Annotated in this window: 30 protein-coding genes; 23 read left to right on the top strand and 7 right to left on the bottom strand. The window is 39.6% G+C overall.

All coding sequences use genetic code 11. The features are described 5' to 3' along the window. Positions 1-101 precede the first annotated feature (101 nt). Genes J1G47_RS00965 through J1G47_RS11680 form a run of 4 tightly spaced genes read right to left on the bottom strand, consistent with a single transcriptional unit; the run spans position 102 to position 4,405 of the window. Complete coding sequence (locus J1G47_RS00965; RefSeq protein WP_041603157.1) at positions 102-1,904, bottom strand: hemagglutinin repeat-containing protein; 1,803 nt, start codon at positions 1,902-1,904, stop codon at positions 102-104. Positions 1,905-1,924: 20 nt separating this feature from the next. Further along, entirely contained in the window at positions 1,925-2,740 is an 816-nt protein-coding gene (locus tag J1G47_RS00960) for a hypothetical protein (protein WP_041603156.1), read from the bottom strand. Then, on the bottom strand, positions 2,688-3,773 hold the full coding sequence (locus J1G47_RS11685) for a ShlB/FhaC/HecB family hemolysin secretion/activation protein (protein ID WP_234923286.1): 1,086 nt from the start codon (positions 3,771-3,773) through the stop codon (positions 2,688-2,690). Before J1G47_RS11685 ends, J1G47_RS00960 begins: the two co-directional genes overlap by 53 nt. Further along, positions 3,764-4,405, bottom strand: coding sequence for a POTRA domain-containing protein (locus J1G47_RS11680; protein WP_020996962.1), 642 nt, complete (start codon positions 4,403-4,405; stop codon positions 3,764-3,766). The genes J1G47_RS11685 and J1G47_RS11680 overlap by 10 nt, the downstream gene beginning before the upstream one ends. 313 nt (positions 4,406-4,718) lie before the next feature. Here J1G47_RS11680 and rplN point away from each other — a divergent pair, with 313 nt between their 5' ends. The 23 genes from rplN to J1G47_RS12250 all read left to right on the top strand — a co-directional run bounded on the left by rplN (position 4,719) and on the right by J1G47_RS12250 (position 15,814). Beyond that, positions 4,719-5,090 carry a 50S ribosomal protein L14 gene (gene rplN, locus J1G47_RS00950; protein ID WP_005711998.1) on the top strand — a complete coding sequence of 124 codons (372 nt, stop codon included), beginning with the start codon at positions 4,719-4,721 and terminating at the stop codon, positions 5,088-5,090. A 12-nt stretch (positions 5,091-5,102) separates the two neighbouring features. After that, on the top strand, positions 5,103-5,414 hold the full coding sequence (gene rplX / locus J1G47_RS00945; RefSeq protein WP_005711996.1) for a 50S ribosomal protein L24: 312 nt from the start codon (positions 5,103-5,105) through the stop codon (positions 5,412-5,414). Positions 5,415-5,431: 17 nt separating this feature from the next. Beyond that, positions 5,432-5,971: a 50S ribosomal protein L5 gene (rplE, locus tag J1G47_RS00940; RefSeq protein WP_005711994.1), complete on the top strand. Its 540-nt coding sequence runs from the start codon at positions 5,432-5,434 to the stop codon at positions 5,969-5,971. An 11-nt stretch (positions 5,972-5,982) separates the two neighbouring features. Next, positions 5,983-6,288: a 30S ribosomal protein S14 gene (gene rpsN, locus J1G47_RS00935; protein ID WP_005708075.1), complete on the top strand. Its 306-nt coding sequence runs from the start codon at positions 5,983-5,985 to the stop codon at positions 6,286-6,288. Between the two features lie 36 nt (positions 6,289-6,324). Beyond that, a complete protein-coding gene (gene rpsH / locus J1G47_RS00930; RefSeq protein WP_005711992.1) occupies positions 6,325-6,717 on the top strand; it encodes a 30S ribosomal protein S8 in 393 nt (130 codons plus the stop codon). Between the two features lie 16 nt (positions 6,718-6,733). Next, entirely contained in the window at positions 6,734-7,267 is a 534-nt protein-coding gene (rplF, locus tag J1G47_RS00925; protein ID WP_005711990.1) for a 50S ribosomal protein L6, read from the top strand. A gap of 14 nt (positions 7,268-7,281) precedes the next feature. Further along, positions 7,282-7,635 carry a 50S ribosomal protein L18 gene (rplR, locus tag J1G47_RS00920; RefSeq protein WP_005711987.1) on the top strand — a complete coding sequence of 118 codons (354 nt, stop codon included), beginning with the start codon at positions 7,282-7,284 and terminating at the stop codon, positions 7,633-7,635. A gap of 14 nt (positions 7,636-7,649) precedes the next feature. After that, positions 7,650-8,150 carry a 30S ribosomal protein S5 gene (gene rpsE / locus J1G47_RS00915; RefSeq protein ID WP_005711985.1) on the top strand — a complete coding sequence of 167 codons (501 nt, stop codon included), beginning with the start codon at positions 7,650-7,652 and terminating at the stop codon, positions 8,148-8,150. Positions 8,151-8,156: 6 nt separating this feature from the next. Next, entirely contained in the window at positions 8,157-8,336 is a 180-nt protein-coding gene (gene rpmD / locus J1G47_RS00910) for a 50S ribosomal protein L30 (RefSeq protein ID WP_005711983.1), read from the top strand. 4 nt (positions 8,337-8,340) lie between these two features. Beyond that, complete coding sequence (rplO, locus tag J1G47_RS00905; RefSeq protein WP_010787026.1) at positions 8,341-8,775, top strand: 50S ribosomal protein L15; 435 nt, start codon at positions 8,341-8,343, stop codon at positions 8,773-8,775. A gap of 3 nt (positions 8,776-8,778) precedes the next feature. Then, positions 8,779-10,101, top strand: coding sequence for a preprotein translocase subunit SecY (gene secY, locus J1G47_RS00900; protein ID WP_005711980.1), 1,323 nt, complete (start codon positions 8,779-8,781; stop codon positions 10,099-10,101). 24 nt (positions 10,102-10,125) lie between these two features. Continuing rightward, complete coding sequence (gene rpmJ / locus J1G47_RS00895; RefSeq protein ID WP_005705974.1) at positions 10,126-10,239, top strand: 50S ribosomal protein L36; 114 nt, start codon at positions 10,126-10,128, stop codon at positions 10,237-10,239. A gap of 138 nt (positions 10,240-10,377) precedes the next feature. Then, positions 10,378-10,734, top strand: coding sequence for a 30S ribosomal protein S13 (rpsM, locus tag J1G47_RS00890; protein ID WP_005599322.1), 357 nt, complete (start codon positions 10,378-10,380; stop codon positions 10,732-10,734). A 16-nt stretch (positions 10,735-10,750) separates the two neighbouring features. Further along, positions 10,751-11,140, top strand: a complete 390-nt coding sequence (gene rpsK / locus J1G47_RS00885) for a 30S ribosomal protein S11 (RefSeq protein WP_005711978.1) — start codon at positions 10,751-10,753, stop codon at positions 11,138-11,140. Positions 11,141-11,168: 28 nt separating this feature from the next. Then, the gene (rpsD, locus tag J1G47_RS00880; protein WP_005711975.1) at positions 11,169-11,789 is read left to right on the top strand and encodes a 30S ribosomal protein S4; all 621 of its coding nucleotides are present in this window, start codon (positions 11,169-11,171) and stop codon (positions 11,787-11,789) included. A 31-nt stretch (positions 11,790-11,820) separates the two neighbouring features. Beyond that, positions 11,821-12,810, top strand: coding sequence for a DNA-directed RNA polymerase subunit alpha (locus J1G47_RS00875; RefSeq protein WP_005711973.1), 990 nt, complete (start codon positions 11,821-11,823; stop codon positions 12,808-12,810). A 35-nt stretch (positions 12,811-12,845) separates the two neighbouring features. Then, positions 12,846-13,232 (top strand): 50S ribosomal protein L17, encoded by a 387-nt coding sequence (gene rplQ, locus J1G47_RS00870; RefSeq protein WP_005711970.1) that lies wholly within the window; start codon positions 12,846-12,848, stop codon positions 13,230-13,232. Positions 13,233-13,451: 219 nt separating this feature from the next. After that, a complete protein-coding gene (locus J1G47_RS00865; protein WP_010787027.1) occupies positions 13,452-13,619 on the top strand; it encodes a hypothetical protein in 168 nt (55 codons plus the stop codon). Further along, the gene (locus J1G47_RS00860; RefSeq protein WP_041603155.1) at positions 13,606-13,950 is read left to right on the top strand and encodes a hypothetical protein; all 345 of its coding nucleotides are present in this window, start codon (positions 13,606-13,608) and stop codon (positions 13,948-13,950) included. Before J1G47_RS00865 ends, J1G47_RS00860 begins: the two co-directional genes overlap by 14 nt. Then, a complete protein-coding gene (locus J1G47_RS12170) occupies positions 13,908-14,096 on the top strand; it encodes a YbjN domain-containing protein (protein WP_080513246.1) in 189 nt (62 codons plus the stop codon). The genes J1G47_RS00860 and J1G47_RS12170 overlap by 43 nt, the downstream gene beginning before the upstream one ends. Positions 14,097-14,296: 200 nt before the next feature. Next, the gene (locus tag J1G47_RS00850; RefSeq protein ID WP_010787029.1) at positions 14,297-14,884 is read left to right on the top strand and encodes an FMN-dependent NADH-azoreductase; all 588 of its coding nucleotides are present in this window, start codon (positions 14,297-14,299) and stop codon (positions 14,882-14,884) included. Positions 14,885-15,026: 142 nt separating this feature from the next. Beyond that, complete coding sequence (locus J1G47_RS00845; RefSeq protein ID WP_457769179.1) at positions 15,027-15,629, top strand: transposase; 603 nt, start codon at positions 15,027-15,029, stop codon at positions 15,627-15,629. A 29-nt stretch (positions 15,630-15,658) separates the two neighbouring features. Further along, on the top strand, positions 15,659-15,814 hold the full coding sequence (locus J1G47_RS12250) for a hypothetical protein (protein WP_457769178.1): 156 nt from the start codon (positions 15,659-15,661) through the stop codon (positions 15,812-15,814). A 50-nt stretch (positions 15,815-15,864) separates the two neighbouring features. Here the strand turns inward: J1G47_RS12250 and J1G47_RS00840 are convergent, their stop codons facing one another. From J1G47_RS00840 to J1G47_RS00830, 3 genes are all read right to left on the bottom strand, one after another. After that, positions 15,865-16,518 carry an IS1595 family transposase gene (locus J1G47_RS00840; protein ID WP_207326691.1) on the bottom strand — a complete coding sequence of 218 codons (654 nt, stop codon included), beginning with the start codon at positions 16,516-16,518 and terminating at the stop codon, positions 15,865-15,867. A gap of 91 nt (positions 16,519-16,609) precedes the next feature. Then, positions 16,610-17,467 carry a 1,4-dihydroxy-2-naphthoyl-CoA synthase gene (menB, locus tag J1G47_RS00835; protein ID WP_010787032.1) on the bottom strand — a complete coding sequence of 286 codons (858 nt, stop codon included), beginning with the start codon at positions 17,465-17,467 and terminating at the stop codon, positions 16,610-16,612. 103 nt (positions 17,468-17,570) lie between these two features. Next, a complete protein-coding gene (locus J1G47_RS00830) occupies positions 17,571-19,598 on the bottom strand; it encodes a M13 family metallopeptidase (protein ID WP_207326690.1) in 2,028 nt (675 codons plus the stop codon). Between the last annotated feature and the right edge of the window lie 106 nt (positions 19,599-19,704).

The following is a 19,704-nucleotide window of genomic DNA, read 5'->3' as shown; positions in this document are numbered from 1 at the left end:
TATGTGTAATGCCTTTTCATTTTTTATTTCACATTATTCCGTTTAATTCAATTTTTCCCTAATTTATCTTACTTATTTAATGATGGTTATGTTGGATTGGTTTAACTTGCAGAAACGCTCACACTTGTTTCGCTGACTTTATTCACAAGTCCTTTGCTGATTAAGTCGCCTGTCACAGTACCAGAAACAGTGTCCGCATTTAATGCACTACCTGTTAAGAGTGCATTACCACCTACATTGAGGTTCGCAGTTTCACTATTAACTACGGTACTTGTGTGGGTTTGATTGCGAATAACATTCACATCAAGGGAAGCACTGCCGCCATTTGGTGTCCATTTTTGTTCTGCTACACCACCATTTAATGAGAGTGTTGCACCTACGCCTGTTTTCTTCACATTATCCTGTAAAGCGGTTAAAGCAAGGTTGCCATTGCCACTGTTTAGGGTCACATTTTTCGCATCTGCTTGTACGCCAGTAAGGGTAATGTCATTTCTGCTTTGAATATTCAGATTTTGAGCGGTAACTTGACTTGCAGTATGGCTATTAGAAACTTCATGATGTACTTTCAAGTTCGCATTTAAGCCTAAACTTGATGCACCTTTACCTAAGGATATTGCCGTACCCACTGCAACATCAGTGAGTTGTTTATCGCTTTTCGCTGCCACAACATTGACGGTCTCACCGCTTAAGTTGATGTTGTCCGCCGCCAAACTTGTGCCTTGTACTAGCGTATTTTTACCGCTTTGAATGGTGATTGATTGCCCTTCAACTTTAGCGGTAACCGCATCTTGTGTGCGACCATTTACGGCATTTACTGAAACACTTGCATCAACGCTTGGAATAGCAGCACTTGCGGCAGGAACGACTAATGCCCCTACGCCAAGATCTGCTTTAAAGCCTACGCCATTTTGTTGCTCTTTATTCGTTGCTTGAGCAAAGGTTGCACTCTCTTTCGCCACCACGTTAATGTTGCCATCTGCTTTCATATCCGCTTGGCTGTAAAGCGTGTTTGTATTTACCGCAATGTTATTCGCAGTTAAAGAGGCTTTTTGAGCTTGCTCAGAAGCGGTCTGATTTTGTTGGTAATTTGCACCTACATTCACTTTCAGATTAACGGTTTTGAGGTCGCTCGTGTTGCCACTAACGCCGATATTTACCCCTGCCTTCATTGTATCTTTACTGCTACTATTTACGGCTGCTTGTAAGTTATGTTGTTGAGAGTTAAGGGTTAAATCGCCACCAGCTTGATATTGTGTTGCAGTATCTTGCAAGGTTTGACCGTTGATCACAATGCTATTGCCAGCATTGAGAGTCGTTGCTTGTGCTGTGGTGCTTTGGCTGTTTTCACGACCACCTGAAGCAGATAAGGTGACAGAACTGCTGATCGCTTTATCTTTGTTGATCGATGAAGCGACCGACAATCCTACGTCCACATTTTTGGTGCGATCATTTTGTGAGTTCGTTGCCACAGAATGTTCGATATGTTCTGCACCTTGTGCAATGTTATTGCCTGCAGAAAGTTGTGAACCTTGATGTTGAATACGCTCTGCCTCTAAAGTGAGGTTTTGTTTCGCACTTAATTGGCTCGCTTGTGCAGTTTGTGTTTGGCTATTCTGTTGTTTGTGGTTATAAATGCCTAAGGTAATGCTGCCTTGTGCTTCAAATTTAGTATTGCCTTTAACAACATTAAGTGCGTTTACTGATTCGCCTTTGATCAGTGATGTGATAACACCACGTAGTGCCGCTTCGGTATTAAAGTTCACTTTTGGCTTATCGCCTTTTGCGGAAATACCAAATCCAGCTTCTTCTTTCATTGATAAACTTTGGTTTTTCGCCCCAATCACTTCAACGGTTGGTGCATAAACCCCTAAAGTATTCACCGCTTGCACTTTACTACCAATCACGTTAATGCCTTTTGTTGAAATCAGTTGTAAGTGTTTTTGGTCGCTTGGCTGACAAATTCAGCTTTACCTTTATTTTGCACAAAGAGTTGACCGTCAATTTGACCTTTCACCGCACTCAAATGTACATCGTTGCCACCTACGCTAAGGTTTTTAAATTGTAATTCACTTGCCACTAACGCTTGGGTATTGGCTGTTTGTGAACTAGAACCTGTACGCAAGCGGGCAGTTTCATTTTTAAATTTGCTTGTCGCTTCAGCTTGTGTTGTTTGTGTAACACCTTTTAATGCAACGCCTTTATCACCATAAACAAAAGCATCTTGCCCTGCTAATTTAACCGCATTCCCCGTTACTTGACCTTTTGTTGCTACCACATTGAGTTTATCTGCAGTCACAGTGGTACGGTGAACAGTTTGAGCTTTAGTTTTATCGGTTTCTTCACGGAACCAAAGACCTTTAGATTGATGTTTACGTGCGTTACTTTCGTTCGTTGTGATTTGTGTACCAAAATGGGTTTGACCACCGATGATACTCGCTTGTTTCGCTTGAATATCTGCCCCAGAAACATTTAAACGGTTATCCACATCGACAACAAGATTATCCGCTTGGATTTTGGTTGCTTGATATTTTTCATTTTTGCCGGAACGGTACTCTTCTACTTTAACGTTTTTGTCTGCAGTGTAGTGGTTATGTTGACAGTGGGTGCTAGCGGTCACTTTCCCCTGAACATTTGCATTGCCAGCTTGAACTAAAACATCTTTTGCCTTGATATCCGCCGCTTCAACATTAAGTGTGGCACGATTGTCGGTAGAATGGATACGGATTCTCTCCGCTTGCATACTGCCTACAACACGACCATCGAGTACTTTTCCTTTTGCCTCTTCCACCTGAACGGTTAATTTGCCGTCTTTGTTCTTTTTCCCACATCTGTGTTTTTTCTCGTTGCATTTTGCCTTTAACCCATTGAATATCCGACTTCCACGTAGTTTTAGCTAACTGAAGTCCAGCACCATAGCCGAAAGCACGTTGGCTATGAGCGTTATCACTGCTATTTTTCTGTACCCCCAGATCAAACAAGGCGTAAGGCTCTATTTGTAAAGATCGATAGTTATTTAACCAACTTAACGTATTTTGCATAACAAGGCTTTTTTCTGCCGAGAGCGATAAATCTTGGAAGCCTCTTACTGCATATCGTCCTAATAAATCCGCTTGTTCTGTGGCTGGCAAATAATTTGAACTATACTGACCAAACAAGCGGTGAGATTGGCGGAATTTTTGCGAACCTAACAAATGAAAGTAACTCAACTGTACATCGCCACTCCATTTTTGGAATTGCCCTTCAGGCTGATCTCGTCCTTGATTTTTAATCGCATTCCACCAAGCCAATCCCCGACGATAATCAAGGTTAAAGATCAACGAACCTTGCGACAGTAGCTGTAAGTGGTTAAAAGAGAATTGTGCAACGCTCGATTTAGGGCTTTGTAACTCGATCACACTGTCCTCAAAACGACTTTTACTATTCAGATGTTCTACTTGTGCAGAAATTGTGGAAATATGGTTTGCCCCTCGATGAGCAACATAATCAACTTCCACCCCAGCCTGCCACGTTCGACCTTTTTGCTCGACATTATGATAAACCAACGGAATTTGTCGGCGAAATTGCGAAACAGAACCAAAGCTGTTAAAGGTCCAACGCCCATAAGGTACGGAATAATATAAAATTGCAGAGCGATTAAATTCCAGTGTCGATTTTAACGTGTGGCTTCCGCCCAAATAAAGGCTATCTGACAATCCAAATGGGCTATCTACATTTAACCCGAAACGGCTTTGCCAACGATGATATTGGCGTGAAGCAAAATTATCTACACCAATATAACCGGAAACAGCAGGCGAGGGATTATTGACAAAAGAGAGTTCGATCTCGCCATTTTGGCAGGTAATACATCGACAGAAACTTGATTGCTACTCAAACGATTCGCTTGATCTAGCCCCTGATCTAATTCTTTGATATTTAATGGTTGACCTACAATGTTAGGAAACAGCATGGCTAAGTTTACTTGCGAACTTCCCCCCGTCAATTTAGCCACTTTGCCTTCGGTTACTCGTAAAATCAGCGTTTTCGAACCATCATCTTCAAATTGAAATGGATTGTGAATATAGCCCTTATCCAAATAGGCTTGCGTTAAATCTCGGCTAAGTTGATTAAGGCGGTTTTCATTTAAACATTCGTAGGGCAATGGCTGAAATGAAAGGGGATCGATTAAAGTTACACCCGTTATCTGTAACCTATTGTAACGTAAGCAATAATGTTCGGTTGCCGTACTGTTATCCTGTGCTTTAGTCTGGCTTTGGAATTGATGTTGGGAAACCCAACGAGATTGTTGATGTTGTTGGATTTGTTGTAATTGGTGTTGGTTTTCTTGTTGGGAACGAACAATTTCATCATTCGCCCAACAATTTAAACTCAATAAACTGACTAAAATAGCAATGGAAGATACTTTCATAAAGCCTGCTTCGATAAAATAAATAAGTGCATTTTAATCATAGAATATCAAAAATGCCTAGTCTTCCGCGATGTTATTGAGAGATGGGTCACAAAATTTGGTTGTTTTTATTCATGTAAAATAGTTGCGCCAATGATTATTAATCCTAATACTTTTTTAAAGTAGTGAATGAGGAGAACTCCTACTCTCTAATGCATTCTAATAAAATCCAGTTGATCTTATTACGCTAATTGCGATATAATCCGCAACCTATTTGCATAGGGTAAATAGGTTCGTCCCGAAAGGGTGTTTTTTATTTTAACGGAGCACTAATATGATCCAAGAACAGACTATGCTGGATGTTGCTGATAACTCAGGGGCTCGTAGCGTAATGTGTATCAAGGTTCTAGGTGGATCGCACCGTCGTTACGCTGCTATCGGCGATATCATCAAAGTTACTGTGAAAGAAGCAATTCCACGCGGTAAAGTTAAAAAAGGTGATGTGTTAAAAGCAGTTGTTGTGCGCACCAAGAAGGGTGTTCGTCGCCCAGATGGCGCAGTTATTCGTTTCGATGGCAATGCTTGTGTAATTTTAAACAATAACACTGAGCAACCAATCGGTACTCGTATTTTTGGACCTGTGACGCGTGAACTTCGTTCTGAGAAGTTTATGAAGATCATTTCTTTAGCTCCAGAAGTACTATAAGGAGAGAATGTAATGGCTGCAAAAATCCGTCAAAACGATGAAGTAATTGTTCTTGCTGGTAAAGACAAGGGCAAACGTGGTAAGGTAACTAAAGTGTTACCAAACGGTAAAGTGGTTGTTGAGGGTATCAACATTATCACTAAACACGAAAAACCAGTTCCTGCTTTAGGCAAAGCTGGCGGTTTAGTGAAGAAAGAAGCTGCGATTGATGCGTCAAACGTTGCGATTTTCAACCCAGAAACAAATAAAGCTGACCGTGTAGGATTTAGATTCGAAGATGGCAAAAAAGTCCGTTTCTTCAAATCTAACGAGAAAACAATTTAATTAACTGGAGTAATGCGATGGCGAAACTGCATGATTACTACAGAGATACAGTAGTTAATGAATTAAAAGCAAAATTCAACTACTCATCTGTCATGCAAGTCCCACGAATCGAAAAGATAACCCTGAATATGGGTGTGGGTGAAGCATTGACCGACAAAAAACTGTTAGACAACGCAGTAGCAGATTTAACAGCAATCAGCGGTCAAAAACCTTTAATTACAAAAGCACGCAAATCTGTTGCAGGCTTTAAAATCCGTCAGGGATATCCAATCGGATGCAAAGTAACCCTACGTGGTGAACGTATGTGGGAATTCTTTGAAAGATTGATTACTATCGCTGTTCCACGTATCCGTGACTTCCGCGGTTTAAACGCGAAATCATTCGACGGTCGTGGTAATTACAGTATGGGTGTTCGTGAACAAATCATTTTCCCTGAAATCGACTACGATAAAGTAGATCGTGTTCGTGGTTTAGATATTACTATTACCACTACAGCGAAAACTGATGAAGAAGGTCAAGCTTTATTAGCGGCTTTCAATTTCCCATTCCGTAAATAAGGTAGGTTATCGTGGCAAAACAATCAATGATTGCACGTGACGTAAAACGTGCGAAATTAGCTGATAAATTCTACGCTAAACGTGAAGAGTTAAAGAAAATTATTTCTGATGTAAATTCTTCAGACGAAGATCGTTGGGCAGCAGTGTTAAAATTACAAACACTTCCACGCGATTCTAGTCCAATCCGTCAGCGTAACCGTTGCCGCCAAACTGGTCGTCCACACGGTGTACTTCGTAAGTTTGGTTTAAGCCGTATTAAGGTGCGTGAAGCTGCAATGCGCGGTGAAATTCCAGGCCTTAAGAAAGCAAGCTGGTAATAACCTCTTTTAATTTGGAATCATGGGAGTAAATACATGAGCATGCAAGATCCAATCGCAGATATGCTGACCCGTATTCGTAACGGTCAAGCTGCGAATAAAGTTGCAATCAGTATGCCTTCATCTAAGTTAAAAGTTGCTATTGCAAGCGTTTTAGCTGAAGAAGGTTATGTTGAGAGCTTCAAAGTTGTTGAAGGTTCAAAACCTGAATTGGAAATCACTTTAAAATATTTCCAAAACAAACCAGTTGTAGAAAGTATCCAACGCGTAAGCCGTCCAGGTCTTCGTATTTATAAACGTAAAGACGAGTTACCAAAAGTAATGGGTGGTTTAGGTATCGCAGTGGTTTCTACATCTAAAGGTGTAATGACCGACCGTGCAGCACGTCAAGCGAGCCTCGGCGGTGAAATTATCTGTTACGTAGCATAATAGTGAGGTAGGAAAAATGTCTCGTGTTGCAAAAGCACCTGTCGCTGTTCCTGCCGGCGTTCAAGTTACTTTGAATGGTCAGCTATTAACAGTAAAAGGTAAAAATGGCGAGTTGTCTCGCGAAATTCACAATGCAGTTGAAGTAAAATACGAAGCTGATACTTTAACATTCGCTCCAAAAGCGGGTATCGTTAATGCAGATGCGCAAGCAGGTACAGCTCGTGCCCTCGTTAATGCAATGGTTATCGGTGTTACTGAAGGCTTTACTAAGAAATTGCAATTAGTGGGTGTTGGTTACAGAGCTCAAATGAAAGGCAACACTGTTGCATTAAATTTAGGTTTCTCACACTCGGTTGAACATGAGTTGCCAGCAGGTGTAACTGGTGAATGTCCATCACAAACTGAGATTATTCTTAAGTCTGCGGACAAACAGTTAATCGGTCAAGTGGCAGCTGATATTCGTGCATACCGCAAACCAGAGCCTTATAAAGGTAAAGGTGTACGTTACGCTGATGAAGTTGTACGTATTAAAGAAGCGAAGAAAAAGTAAAGTAAGGTAACACTATGGATAAGAAAGTAGCTCGTATCCGTCGTGCAAGCCGTGCACGTCATTTAATGAGAGAGCAAGGTGCAACACGTTTAGTTGTGCATCGCACACCTCGCCATATCTATGCGCAGGTGATTGCACCGAATGGCTCAGAAGTTTTAGCAGCAGCTTCAACTGTTGAGAAAGTAATTAAAGAGCAAGTTAAATATACTGGTAATAAAGAAGCGGCAGCAGTCGTTGGTAAAATCGTTGCTGAACGTGCTTTAGAAAAAGGTATTAAAGCAGTTGCATTTGACCGTTCAGGTTTCAAATACCACGGTCGTGTGCAATCATTAGCAGATGCTGCTCGTGAAGCTGGTCTTCAGTTCTAATAGAGGAATTTGAGATGTCAAACATCGAAAAACAAGCTGGTGAACTGCAGGAAAAGCTAATCGCGGTTAACCGTGTATCTAAAACCGTAAAAGGTGGTCGTATTATGAGTTTCACTGCTTTAACAGTGGTGGGAGATGGTAACGGTCGTGTAGGTTTTGGTTACGGTAAAGCTCGTGAAGTTCCGGCAGCAATCCAAAAAGCGATGGAAAAAGCTCGTCGCAATATGGTTAATGTAGCGTTAAACGAAGGTACATTACAACACCCTGTTAAAGGTTCTCACACTGGTTCACGCGTGTTTATGCAACCAGCTAGCGAAGGTACAGGTATCATCGCAGGTGGTGCAATGCGTGCAGTATTAGAAGTTGCAGGTGTTCACAACGTACTTTCTAAAGCGTACGGTTCAACTAACCCAATAAACGTTGTTCGTGCAACAATTGATGCACTAGCAAATATGAAATCACCAGAAATGGTTGCTGCAAAACGTGGCAAAACCGTTGAAGAAATTTTGGGGTAATTGAATATGGCTAAAACTATTAAAGTAACTCAAACTCGTAGCTCTATCGCTCGTTTACCGAAGCATAAAGCAACGTTGAAAGGCTTAGGTCTTCGTCATATTCGTCATACCGTAGAGTTAGAAGATACTCCAGCAGTACGTGGTATGATCAATCAAGTTTCATATATGGTTAAAGTGGAGGAATAATAGAATGCGTTTAAATTCTCTTTCTCCAGCTGAAGGTGCTAAACACAGTGCAAAACGTTTAGGTCGCGGTATTGGTTCTGGTTTAGGTAAAACTGGTGGTCGTGGTCATAAAGGTCAAAAATCTCGTACAGGCGGCGGTGTTCGTCGTGGTTTCGAGGGTGGTCAAATGCCTTTATACCGTCGTTTACCAAAATTTGGTTTTACTTCTCTTAAAGCATTACACGTAGCTGAAATCCGTTTAAGTGACTTAGCAAAAGTAGATGGTAATGTTGTTACTTTAGATGCGTTAAAAGCAGCAAACGTAATCACAAAAGATATTTTATCTGCAAAAGTAATTCTTTCAGGTAAAGTTGAAAAAGCAGTAGTGGTTAAAGGCTTAGGCGTGACTAAAGGTGCAAAAGCTGCTATCGAAGCTGCTGGTGGTTCTATCGAGGAATAATAAATGGCTAAACAACCAGGATATCAAGGTAATACCCAAAAAGGGACTGGTGAATTAAAATCACGATTATTGTTTGTTTTAGGTGCTTTAATCGTTTTCCGTATCGGTTCTTTTATTCCTGTTCCTGGTATTGATGCTTCTGTATTATCCGAGCTAGTACGACAACAGCAAGGCACCATCATTGATATGTTCAATATGTTCTCTGGTGGTGCTTTAAGTAGAGCTTCTATATTTGCGTTAGGGATTATGCCCTATATTTCAGCGTCAATCATTATTCAATTATTGACAGCGGTACACCCAGCACTTGCCGAGTTGAAAAAAGAAGGCGAAGCAGGGCGTCGTAAAATTAGCAAATATACACGTTATGCTACGTTGTTATTAGCATTTATTCAGTCTATTGGTATTTCATTAGCCCTGCCGAATATGCTAGCCGGATTAGTTCCTAATCCAAATATGCTGTTCTATGTAACTTCTGTAATTAGTTTAGTAACAGGTACTATGTTCCTGATGTGGTTAGGTGAGCAAATCACTGAACGTGGCATTGGTAATGGTATTTCGTTAATTATTTTTGCAGGGATTGTTGCTGATCTTCCATCAGTAATCGGGCAAACTATTGAACAATCTCGCCAAGGTGAGATTTCATTATTAGTGTTATTACTAATAGCTGTAGTTGCATTTGCTGTAACATATTTTGTTGTCTTCGTGGAACGTGGACAAAGAAGAATTGTTGTAAACTATGCAAGTCGCCAGCAGGGAAGAATGATGGCACCTGCAAGACAATCTCATTTGCCGTTGAAAGTAAATATGGCTGGTGTAATCCCAGCAATCTTCGCTTCAAGTATTATTTTATTCCCAGCAACCATTGCACAATGGTTCGGAACAAGCGAAGGTTTTGAATGGTTATTTGATTTATCACAGTTATTACAACCAGGTCAGCCACTCTATATTGTATTATTTACAATGGCTGTAATCTTCTTTGCATTCTTTTATACAGGAATGCAATATAATCCTCGTGATACAGCGGATAATTTGAAAAAATCAGGTGCATTTGTACCAGGTTATCGACCAGGCGAGCAAACATCTCGTTATATCGATAAAGTAATGACACGTTTAACCTTAATTGGTGCGTTATATATTACCTTTGTTTGTTTGGTTCCTTATATCATAACATCATTATGGAAAGTATCTTTCCAATTAGGTGGTACTTCATTATTGATCGTTGTGGTTGTTATTATGGATTTCATCGCACAGGTTCAAAGTCATCTAATGTCTTTACAGTATGATTCTGTGTTGAAGAAAGCCAATTTGAAAGGCTTAGGGCAATAAGCCCTTAGATCAAAAGGATAAGCAATGAAAGTTCGTGCTTCAGTTAAAAGAATGTGTCGTAACTGCAAAGTTGTTAAACGTGAAGGTGTTGTACGCGTAATTTGTAGCGACCCTAAACATAAACAACGTCAAGGTTAATTGACATTATTTCTTGCAAAGAACCTGCTGAGCAGTTATACTGCTCAGCTCATTTCGTCCTGATATGCTGTTTGAGTATCCTGAAACGGGCTTTTCAAGATCAGCATATCAATAACTTTAGTTAAATAGGAGTGCATAGTGGCCCGTATTGCAGGCATTAACATTCCTGATCAAAAACACACCGTAATCGCACTGACTGCTATTTATGGCATCGGTAAAACTCGTGCAAAAGCGATCTGCGCTGCAACGGGTATTGCTGAAGATGTGAAGATCAGAGAATTGTCTGAAGAGCAGATTGAAAAACTGCGTGAAGAAGTTGGTAAATTTACTGTCGAAGGTGATTTACGTCGTGAAGTAACTTTAAGCATCAAACGTCTTTTAGACCTAGGTTGCTACCGTGGTTTACGTCATCGTCGTAGTTTACCAGTACGTGGTCAACGTACTAAGACTAATGCGCGTACTCGTAAGGGTCCACGCAAACCGATCAAAAAATAATCGGAGTAGATAAATAATGGCTAAAACACCAGTTCGTGCACGTAAACGTGTAAAAAAACAGATCGTAGATGGCGTAGCTCATATCCACGCATCTTTCAATAATACAATCGTAACCATTACTGACCGTCAAGGTAATGCTCTAGCTTGGGCAACTGCGGGTGGTTCAGGTTTCCGTGGTTCTCGTAAATCAACTCCATTCGCTGCTCAAGTTGCTGCAGAGCGTTGTGCAGAAATGGTTAAAGAGTTTGGTTTAAAGAATTTAGAAGTTATGGTTAAAGGTCCGGGTCCAGGTCGTGAATCAACAATCCGTGCATTAAACGCAGCGGGTTTCCGTATCACGAACATTACAGATGTGACTCCGATTCCACATAACGGTTGTCGTCCACCGAAAAAACGTCGTGTGTAATTGACGTTAGGATAATTGGAGAAAGAAAATGGCAAGATATTTGGGTCCAAAACTCAAGCTAAGCCGTCGTGAAGGTACCGATTTATTCCTTAAATCAGGTGTTCGCGCGATCGAGTCAAAATGTAAAATTGATACAGCACCAGGTCAACACGGTGCTCGTAAGCCTCGTTTATCTGACTATGGTAGTCAGTTACGCGAGAAACAAAAAGTTCGCCGTATCTATGGTATTTTAGAACGTCAGTTCCGTAACTACTATAAAGAAGCTAACCGCTTAAAAGGCAATACCGGTGAGAACTTATTAGTATTGTTAGAAGGTCGTTTAGACAACGTTGTTTACCGTATGGGTTTTGCAGCTACTCGTGCTGAAGCACGTCAGTTAGTAAGCCACAAATCTATCGTGGTAAATGGTCGTGTTGTAAACATTCCTTCATACCAAGTTTCTGTTGATGATGTGATTGCTGTTCGTGAGAAATCTAAAAAACAAGCACGTATCAAAGCATCATTAGAGTTAGCTACTCAACGTGAAAAACCAACTTGGTTAGAAGTTGATGCAACTAAAATGGAAGGCGTATTTAAACGTACTCCTGAGCGTTCTGATCTATCAGCAGATATTAATGAACATCTGATCGTTGAGCTTTACTCTAAATAATAGTTAAGCTTAAAAGCAAAGAGAGGATAAAATGCAGGGTTCTGTAACAGAATTTTTAAAGCCACACTTAGTGAATATTGAACAAATTAGTTCAACTCACGCAAAAGTGACCTTAGAGCCGTTAGAACGTGGTTTCGGCCACACTTTAGGTAACGCACTTCGTCGCATTTTACTTTCATCTATGCCTGGTTGTGCAGTTACAGAAGTAGAAATTGATGGTGTATTACACGAATACAGCAGCAAAGAAGGCGTACAAGAAGATATTCTTGAGGTATTGTTAAACCTTAAAGGTCTAGCGGTAAAAGTGCAAAATAAAGATGATATTATTTTGACACTCACTAAATCTGGGATTGGCCCTGTAACTGCAGCAGACATTACTCACGATGGTGATGTTGAAATTGTGAATCCAGATCACGTTATTTGTAACTTAACGGATAAAAACGCATCAATTAGTATGCGTATCCGTGTACAACGTGGTCGTGGTTATGTACCAGCATCTGCTCGTGTACATACACAAGACGACGATCGTCCAATCGGTCGCTTATTAGTCGATGCACGTTTTAGCCCGGTAGATCGCATTGCTTACAATGTTGAAGCTGCTCGTGTTGAACAACGCACAGACTTAGATAAGCTCGTTATCGAGATGGAAACTAACGGAACATTAGATCCAGAAGAAGCCATCCGCCGTGCTGCAACGATTTTAGCAGAGCAACTCGCTGCATTCGTTGATTTGCGTGATGTTCGTCAGCCAGAAGTGAAAGAAGAGAAACCGGAATTTGATCCAATTCTTCTTCGTCCAGTAGATGACTTAGAGCTGACAGTTCGTTCTGCTAACTGTTTGAAAGCAGAGACAATTCACTATATCGGTGATTTAGTACAACGTACAGAAGTTGAGTTATTAAAAACACCTAATCTTGGTAAGAAATCACTTACTGAAATTAAAGATGTTCTCGCTTCTCGTGGCTTATCACTCGGTATGCGCCTTGAGAATTGGCCTCCAGCAAGTATTGCTGAAGACTAATTTTAGGTTTAGATTTTCTTAGAAGGAATAAGGTTATGCGCCATCGTAAGAGTGGACGTCAACTAAACCGTAACAGCAGCCATCGTCAGGCGTTGTTCCGTAATTTAGCAAGTGCATTAGTTAGTCACGAAATCATCAAGACAACATTGCCAAAAGCAAAAGAATTACGTCGTGTAGTTGAACCATTAATTACTTTAGCAAAAGTAGATAGCGTTGCTAATCGTCGTTTAGCTTTTGCTCGTACTCGCAACATCGAAACCGTTGCTAAATTATTCAATGAATTAGGTCCACGTTTTGCAAACCGTGCGGGTGGTTATACTCGTATCTTAAAATGTGGTTTCCGTGCAGGTGACAACGCACCAATGGCTTACATTGAGTTAGTTGATCGTCCTGAAGTTGCAGCTGAACAAGCAGCAGAATAATTCTACATTGACTTAAAAAGCCCGATAGATTTATCGGGCTTTTGTTTTTTCAAAATTCTTCTTATATCTTACCGCTTATTACCATTTTTTAATCAAAATTTTCAATAATGCTAGCATTATTTAGTTCATTACTTGCGTAATGAACTAAAATCATCTCTGCCAAAACATTTAGCATTACTATGAAGGTACATTTATGATTAAAGAACAGATGAAAACGGTATGTTTGCTTATAAAGGATTAAGTGGAACCTACTACCAATATGATTTAAGCAATCCTGTTGATAAGCAACTTTACGAAACAGATATTGCCGCTCAAACAAGGGATAAACTTTCTCTCAATCTCTATCGTCAGTTAGAAAATGGTGGGGGTGTTTATGAAAATTTATAAATACCTCAAAACGCCAGCTTATTTTCTATCAATGTTTTTTGCCATGTTGATTACCACTACGCTCGTTTCTACAACAGCTTATGCAGAAACCAAAATGGTGGAAGTTTATACTAAGTTTTCTGATCAACAATTGATTGATATTGTGAAGAAAAAACATCCAACAGTTGAGCTGATTGAAAAAGGAAAGATTAGAATTACCAGCGACTCTGGGATAAAGCTGGTAATTTATAATCAACGTGACAATGGCTCTTTAACTTTTAGGATGTATTTTGATGGCGATAATACTTCATTGAAAGTGTCAATAAATGGAATGCAACAAAAAGATTTTTAACTGCTTATATTGATAAAGATGGTGATCTTGCTTTGAAAGATGATCTGGATGTTGAGGAGGGTATTAGTGAGGCTTACTTATTAGATACTTTAACCAGAATCTTTGTAGGTGCTTATCTGTTTGCGTCTGAAATGAAAAAAGAGTAGTAAACGCTTTTTATATACAAGCTCAAGTAAATACTTGAGCTTGTGTTTTATAAGCGGTCAGAACAATTTAATATTTTGCAAATTGATATATTATTTCATTTTAATAAACACTCTTTTCACTTTTCTCTACTTTATTTCTTTTTATATTCAGATAAACTAACACAGTTATTCAATCGTATTTTCGATATCCGGAGTTTTTAATGAAAAATGTATTAGTGATCAAATCAAGTATTCTTGCCGATAATTCCACTTCAAACAAATTAGTTGATTACCTTAAATCTAAAATCACAGCGAACGTGACTGAACACGATTTTGGGGTAAATCCACTTCCTTATTATGATTTAAATGCGGCATCAGGTACACGTGATGAACCGCAAAATGATGCTCAACGTGCAGCACTTGATTTATCTAACAAATTGATTGGTGAAGTGAATAACAGTGATGTGCTTGTATTTGCCGTACCAATGTACAACTTAGGTATCCCTGCACAACTTAAAACTTATATTGATTACTTAAACCGTGCAGGTGTGACTTTCCGCTATACAGCGAATGGTCCTGAAGGTTTAATCAAAGGTAAAAAAGCAGTGGTAGTGCTTGCTCACGGCGGTATTTATAAAGATGGTCCTGCGGACTTAGCTAAAATGTATATGCAAACGGTGTTAAACTTTATCGGTATTACTGATGTTGGGTTTGTGTATGCAGAAGGTATTGGTTATGGTCCTGAAGTTGCAGCTAAAGCAGTTGAAGCAGCTAAGGTTGAACTGGATCGTATTGTGCAAATGTTTTAGCAACAAATTTGTCTACTATACCCCAATGAAGTCGTTTTTATAAGAAAAGTCTATTACTCCTAAAATAGCATAGTATACAAAATGGCCACTAAAAATGGCTTAAAATCTTATAGTACAAGGCTTTAAGCCACTTTTTTGAATTATGAACCAAAAAAAATGTCATTTTTGCCACAGTAGCGACATTCGCAAGCATGGTATAAGAAATAATATTCAACGCTATAAATGTAATGCTTGTAATAAAACATTTACCCTTAAAAAGAAATTAAATCCACCACTATCACGTTATTTAAATATTATTGCGGATACCACCTTCTTTGGTCGTGAATTTAGTATTTTAGTCCTGATGGATTCGCTTTCTAAAAAAGTGGTTTACCATCGTGTTATTAAAACGGAAAAAGATGTTTATTACAGGATAGCATTTAATTCACTTCGTATGAAAGGCTATAACATTCAATCAATTACCTGCGACGGCAGACAGGGTATATTGAAAGATTTATTGAATACACCGACGCAAATGTGCCATTTTCATATGGTAGCGATTGTGATGAGAGCATTACGAAAAAAGCATCAATCTATAGCTGGAAAAGAATTAAAAACAATAGCATTAACGCTTAAACAGAGTTCTAAAAAAGACGTCTATTTACGATTACATCATTGGCATTTAAAATATAAAGCATTTTTAGAAGAACGGTCAGATAAACCGAATGAAAAGGGCTATTATCCTCTTATAAACATCGGAATGTAAGAAGTGCTTATCATAGTTTTAAACGTTATATGGATTATCTATTTACCTATGAAAAGCATGGCGATTTAAATATCGAAAAAACGACAAATAGACTTGAAAACTTATTTGGGCAACCAAAGGAAAAATTATCGCATCACGCAGGATTAACGAAGCAACATAAAATTATGTTTATAAAGGATTTTTAAATAAAAAGAGCTGCTAAGAATAATTAAAAAGGGGCTGACGCAGATTAGCTCTAATTTTCACACCATTTTCTCAACGTTTTAAGTTGCTCTTTTGGTGTTCCAAAGTGAAACCGAAATTCATATTCTTTCAAGAATAAAGGGAAACTTTTTCGGTCAATTCCATTATATTTTCGGAGTATCCGCTTGGCTTGACTCCAAAAATTTTCAATGCCGTTGATGTGATTTTGTTTCACTGTAAACAGCTCCGAATGGTTAATTCGTTCGTGGTGAAATTCGCTTACATCAAGGGCATCATAACTACGATAAGTATCTGTATAAACCCAGCTGTCGGGCTTGATTTTCCTTGATATAACAGGCATTAGCGTTGTTGTCTTCGTATCATTGACTACCACAGTAAATACTTTTCCTTGCCGTTTCAATATCCCAAAGACAGCCACTTTTCCTGCCGCTCCACGACCTCGTTTTCCTTTACGATGTCCACCAAAATAGCTTTCATCCAACTCAATTTGTCCGTCAAATACTTCATCTGCTTCAAGGGCTAAATGATAACTGATGACCTCACGGATTTTGCGATAAAACAGGATTGCTGAATTGGGCTGAATACCGAGTAAATCTGCGGCTGATCGAGCAGTTACTTCTAACACAAAAAATTCAAGTAGCTTTTTCTGTATAGATTTCTTTAATTTACAATGAGTTATCTTCATTTTTGTAGGTTAGCATACTAGCTAATCTACGTCAGCCCCATTAAAAATATTCATTAGCAACCACTTTGTCTACTATACCATTTTATACATACTAAGGATTACGCTTAAACTTGCTAAAGTCAGGCGCACGTTTTTCATTAAACGCATTGCGACCTTCTTGACCTTCTTCCGTCATATAGAACAACATCGTTGCATTACCTGCTAATTCTTGCAAGCCAGCTTGTCCGTCACAGTCTGCATTTAACGCCGCTTTTAAGCAACGTAATGCAATCGGGCTGTTGCGTAACATTTCACGACACCAGCGCACCGTTTCTTTTTCTAAATCGGCATAAGGCACAACAGTATTCACCAAACCCATCTCTAAGGCTTCTTTCGCATCATATTGACGGCATAAGAACCAAATCTCACGTGCTTTTTTCTGCCCAACAATACGCGCCATATAGCTTGCACCCCAACCGCCATCGAATGAACCCACTTTCGGGCCGGTTTGACCGAAAATCGCATTTTCTGCGGCAATGGTTAAATCACAGAGCATATGTAAAACGTGACCGCCACCAATGGCATAACCAGCGACCATTGCCACCACAGGCTTCGGGCAGCTACGAATATCACGTTGGAAATCCAATACGTTTAAGTGATGTACACCACTTTCGTCTTTATAACCGCCGTAATCGCCACGCACTTTTTGGTCGCCACCAGAACAGAACGCTTTTTCGCCTTGACCCGTTAAAACAATCACACCGATTTTTTCATCAAAACGTGCATCAGAGAAAGCTTGGATCATCTCTTTTACCGTTTGCGGACGGAACGCATTACGCACTTCAGGGCGGTTAATTGTGATTTTAGCGATACCGTCAGTCGATTTATGATACAGAATATCCGTATAACCTTCGCTGCAATCGAACCATTCAACAGGGGCATAAAGTACATCATCTTTTGGGTTTTGCATTTTGTATTCCTTTTAGTTTAAATAAGTGGATAGATTATACTGGGAATTTATGAATTTTTCCTTGATTATATACTCAGCCTCTCTTCTATGGGAAATTTGTATATTACCAAATCCTAATCCGCTCATTAATCGGACGGTACATTGCATCACCTTGCTTTGTATTAAAAGCATTATGGAAGCCCGAAATATTTAATACAGGGGCAAAAGCACGGTATTGTCCTGGGGCGTGCGGATCGCTTTTCACTTGGTGCGTTAAGGCTTGGACCGTCGCTTTATTTCGCCACGAACGTGTCCAGCTCATAAAAAAGCGTTGATCTGGGGTAAGGTTCTCCAAAGTTGGGGTTACGCCGTGATCTTGCTCATAACGTTTTAATGCATCATAAGCAATACTTAATCCGCCCAGATCCGCAATGTTTTCCCCTAAGGTGAAACGTCCATTGACAAAAATTTTCGGGGCGACTTCAAATTTATCAAATTGAGCAACTAGTTGATCGGCAAGGGCTTCAAATTTTTGTCGATCTTCTGCTGTCCACCACTCTTTTAAGTTGCCATCACCATCAAATTTTGAACCGCTGTCGTCAAAGCCGTGAGTGATTTCGTGTCCGATAATAGCTCCGATAGCCCCAAAATTAACAGCAGGATCGGCGTTCATATCGTAAAGCGGTGCTTGTAAGATCCCAGCCGGGAATACAATACGGTTCATCAATGGGCTATAAGAAGCATTCACCACCTGTGGCAACATTCCCCATTCATTCAAATCAACAGGTTTGCCGATTTTACTTAAGGCTTCTTGGTAATTCCATTTGGCAATTTCACGCAAGTTAGCATAAAGCGAACCGCCCTGTTCTACGGTTTTTAAATGCAGTTGGCTATAATCTTTCCATTTGTTTGGATAACCCACTTCAACGATGAATTTATCTAGCTTCACTTTCGCTTTTGCTTTGGTTTCTGCCGACATCCAACTTAAATTGTCGATACGCTGATGGTAGGCTTTAACCAAATAACCAGCCATTTCAAGCAGGTCTTTTTTAGCTGTCGCAGGGAAGAATTTTTCCACATAAAATTGAGCAAATTCCTGCCCAATTTGGTTGTTAATCAAACGTAACGCACGTTTATCTAACGGTCTTTGCTGTTTCTGTCCCACCAACTGCTTGCTATAAAAAGCAAAATTCGCATCATCTAAGGCTTTGTTTAAATAGGTAGACGCATTTGAAACGGTTTTAAAGCGTAGGTAATCTTTAATTAACGCAAGATTTTGTGGGTTGATTAGCTGATCAAACTGTTTTAAGAAATTCGGCTCCCACACAATGACTTCTTCCGTATTCACCCCAACGGCGTTGAGATAATTTGCAAGATTAATATGTTTACTCGCTTTAGCTAATTCATTGATAGATAAAGGATTATAGCGTTTTTGAATATCTCGACGCTGCTCATTGGTAAATAGGGTTTTCGCAATCGCTTTTTCATACTCCACAATCGCTTTTGCTTTTTGCTTCGAATTTTTTACCTGAGCAAAATGAAGCATCTGTGCAACATAATCTTGATAAAGCTGTAATGTTTTACGATTTTCAGGGGTATCCTTTTGATAATAATCGTTGCTCAAACCAAGGCTATCATTACTGAAATAGATTGCGTTTTGGCGAGAGTTTTTCAGGTGAGCAAATACCGACCAACCAAATAACATCTCATTGCCTTGCTTGGTTTCATTAATTAAATATTGCTCTAACTCGGCAAAGGTTTTTATCCTCTCAATTCGGCTTAAATCAGCTTGAATTGGGCTTAAACCAAGCTTTTCACGGGCAGTCAAATCGGTATAACTTTGATAAAGTGCTTTTAAACGTTGTGCCTTTTCATCATTCGCAAAATTTGGGTTTGAAATCACCGCTTGTAACAGCTCAACAGAACGTTTTTCGTTCAATTCATTGAGTTCTGCTAAGGTTCCCCAAGAAGTACGATCAGACGGGATTTGGGCGGTATCCAGCCACTTACCATTCACATAGCGATAAAAATCTTGTTGTGGGGCAACGCTGTTATCCACCCCTTCGGTTAAGGTGCTTTGGTAGGTTTTCGTGGTACAAGCCGTTAAGCCTAAAGCAAGGGCAATAAGGCTAAAAGAGAGCGTTTTTTTCATTTTATCTCCTAAAAATAAGCGGTAAGATTTGGCTAATGATTTGCAAAAAACTTAGTCCATCTTACCGCTTATCAGTTCAATTGCTTTAGTTATTCTGTACATACTT

Origin of the sequence: Glaesserella parasuis (assembly GCF_017352235.1) — a bacterium.
GTDB classification, from domain to species: Bacteria; Pseudomonadota; Gammaproteobacteria; order Enterobacterales; family Pasteurellaceae; genus Glaesserella; species Glaesserella parasuis.
The sequence above is the reverse complement of the archived record's forward strand: the minus strand, read 5'-3'. Positions and strand labels throughout refer to the sequence as shown.

What these genes read in the sequence shown, in the direction of transcription:
- J1G47_RS00960 (WP_041603156.1), bottom strand. Translation starts at nt 2,740, where the DNA reads ATGCAAGCGGAGAGAATCCGTATCCATTCTACCGACAATCGTGCCACA.
- J1G47_RS11680 (WP_020996962.1), bottom strand. Translation starts at nt 4,405, where the DNA reads ATGAAAGTATCTTCCATTGCTATTTTAGTCAGTTTATTGAGTTTAAAT.
- rplN (WP_005711998.1), top strand. Translation starts at nt 4,719, where the DNA reads ATGATCCAAGAACAGACTATGCTGGATGTTGCTGATAACTCAGGGGCT.
- rplX (WP_005711996.1), top strand. Translation starts at nt 5,103, where the DNA reads ATGGCTGCAAAAATCCGTCAAAACGATGAAGTAATTGTTCTTGCTGGT.
- rplE (WP_005711994.1), top strand. Translation starts at nt 5,432, where the DNA reads ATGGCGAAACTGCATGATTACTACAGAGATACAGTAGTTAATGAATTA.
- rpsH (WP_005711992.1), top strand. Translation starts at nt 6,325, where the DNA reads ATGAGCATGCAAGATCCAATCGCAGATATGCTGACCCGTATTCGTAAC.
- rplF (WP_005711990.1), top strand. Translation starts at nt 6,734, where the DNA reads ATGTCTCGTGTTGCAAAAGCACCTGTCGCTGTTCCTGCCGGCGTTCAA.
- rplR (WP_005711987.1), top strand. Translation starts at nt 7,282, where the DNA reads ATGGATAAGAAAGTAGCTCGTATCCGTCGTGCAAGCCGTGCACGTCAT.
- rpsE (WP_005711985.1), top strand. Translation starts at nt 7,650, where the DNA reads ATGTCAAACATCGAAAAACAAGCTGGTGAACTGCAGGAAAAGCTAATC.
- rpmD (WP_005711983.1), top strand. Translation starts at nt 8,157, where the DNA reads ATGGCTAAAACTATTAAAGTAACTCAAACTCGTAGCTCTATCGCTCGT.
- rplO (WP_010787026.1), top strand. Translation starts at nt 8,341, where the DNA reads ATGCGTTTAAATTCTCTTTCTCCAGCTGAAGGTGCTAAACACAGTGCA.
- secY (WP_005711980.1), top strand. Translation starts at nt 8,779, where the DNA reads ATGGCTAAACAACCAGGATATCAAGGTAATACCCAAAAAGGGACTGGT.
- rpmJ (WP_005705974.1), top strand. Translation starts at nt 10,126, where the DNA reads ATGAAAGTTCGTGCTTCAGTTAAAAGAATGTGTCGTAACTGCAAAGTT.
- rpsK (WP_005711978.1), top strand. Translation starts at nt 10,751, where the DNA reads ATGGCTAAAACACCAGTTCGTGCACGTAAACGTGTAAAAAAACAGATC.
- rpsD (WP_005711975.1), top strand. Translation starts at nt 11,169, where the DNA reads ATGGCAAGATATTTGGGTCCAAAACTCAAGCTAAGCCGTCGTGAAGGT.
- J1G47_RS00875 (WP_005711973.1), top strand. Translation starts at nt 11,821, where the DNA reads ATGCAGGGTTCTGTAACAGAATTTTTAAAGCCACACTTAGTGAATATT.
- rplQ (WP_005711970.1), top strand. Translation starts at nt 12,846, where the DNA reads ATGCGCCATCGTAAGAGTGGACGTCAACTAAACCGTAACAGCAGCCAT.
- J1G47_RS00865 (WP_010787027.1), top strand. Translation starts at nt 13,452, where the DNA reads ATGTTTGCTTATAAAGGATTAAGTGGAACCTACTACCAATATGATTTA.
- J1G47_RS00860 (WP_041603155.1), top strand. Translation starts at nt 13,606, where the DNA reads ATGAAAATTTATAAATACCTCAAAACGCCAGCTTATTTTCTATCAATG.
- J1G47_RS00850 (WP_010787029.1), top strand. Translation starts at nt 14,297, where the DNA reads ATGAAAAATGTATTAGTGATCAAATCAAGTATTCTTGCCGATAATTCC.
- J1G47_RS00845 (WP_457769179.1), top strand. Translation starts at nt 15,027, where the DNA reads ATGAACCAAAAAAAATGTCATTTTTGCCACAGTAGCGACATTCGCAAG.
- J1G47_RS12250 (WP_457769178.1), top strand. Translation starts at nt 15,659, where the DNA reads ATGGATTATCTATTTACCTATGAAAAGCATGGCGATTTAAATATCGAA.
- J1G47_RS00840 (WP_207326691.1), bottom strand. Translation starts at nt 16,518, where the DNA reads ATGAAGATAACTCATTGTAAATTAAAGAAATCTATACAGAAAAAGCTA.
- menB (WP_010787032.1), bottom strand. Translation starts at nt 17,467, where the DNA reads ATGCAAAACCCAAAAGATGATGTACTTTATGCCCCTGTTGAATGGTTC.
- J1G47_RS00830 (WP_207326690.1), bottom strand. Translation starts at nt 19,598, where the DNA reads ATGAAAAAAACGCTCTCTTTTAGCCTTATTGCCCTTGCTTTAGGCTTA.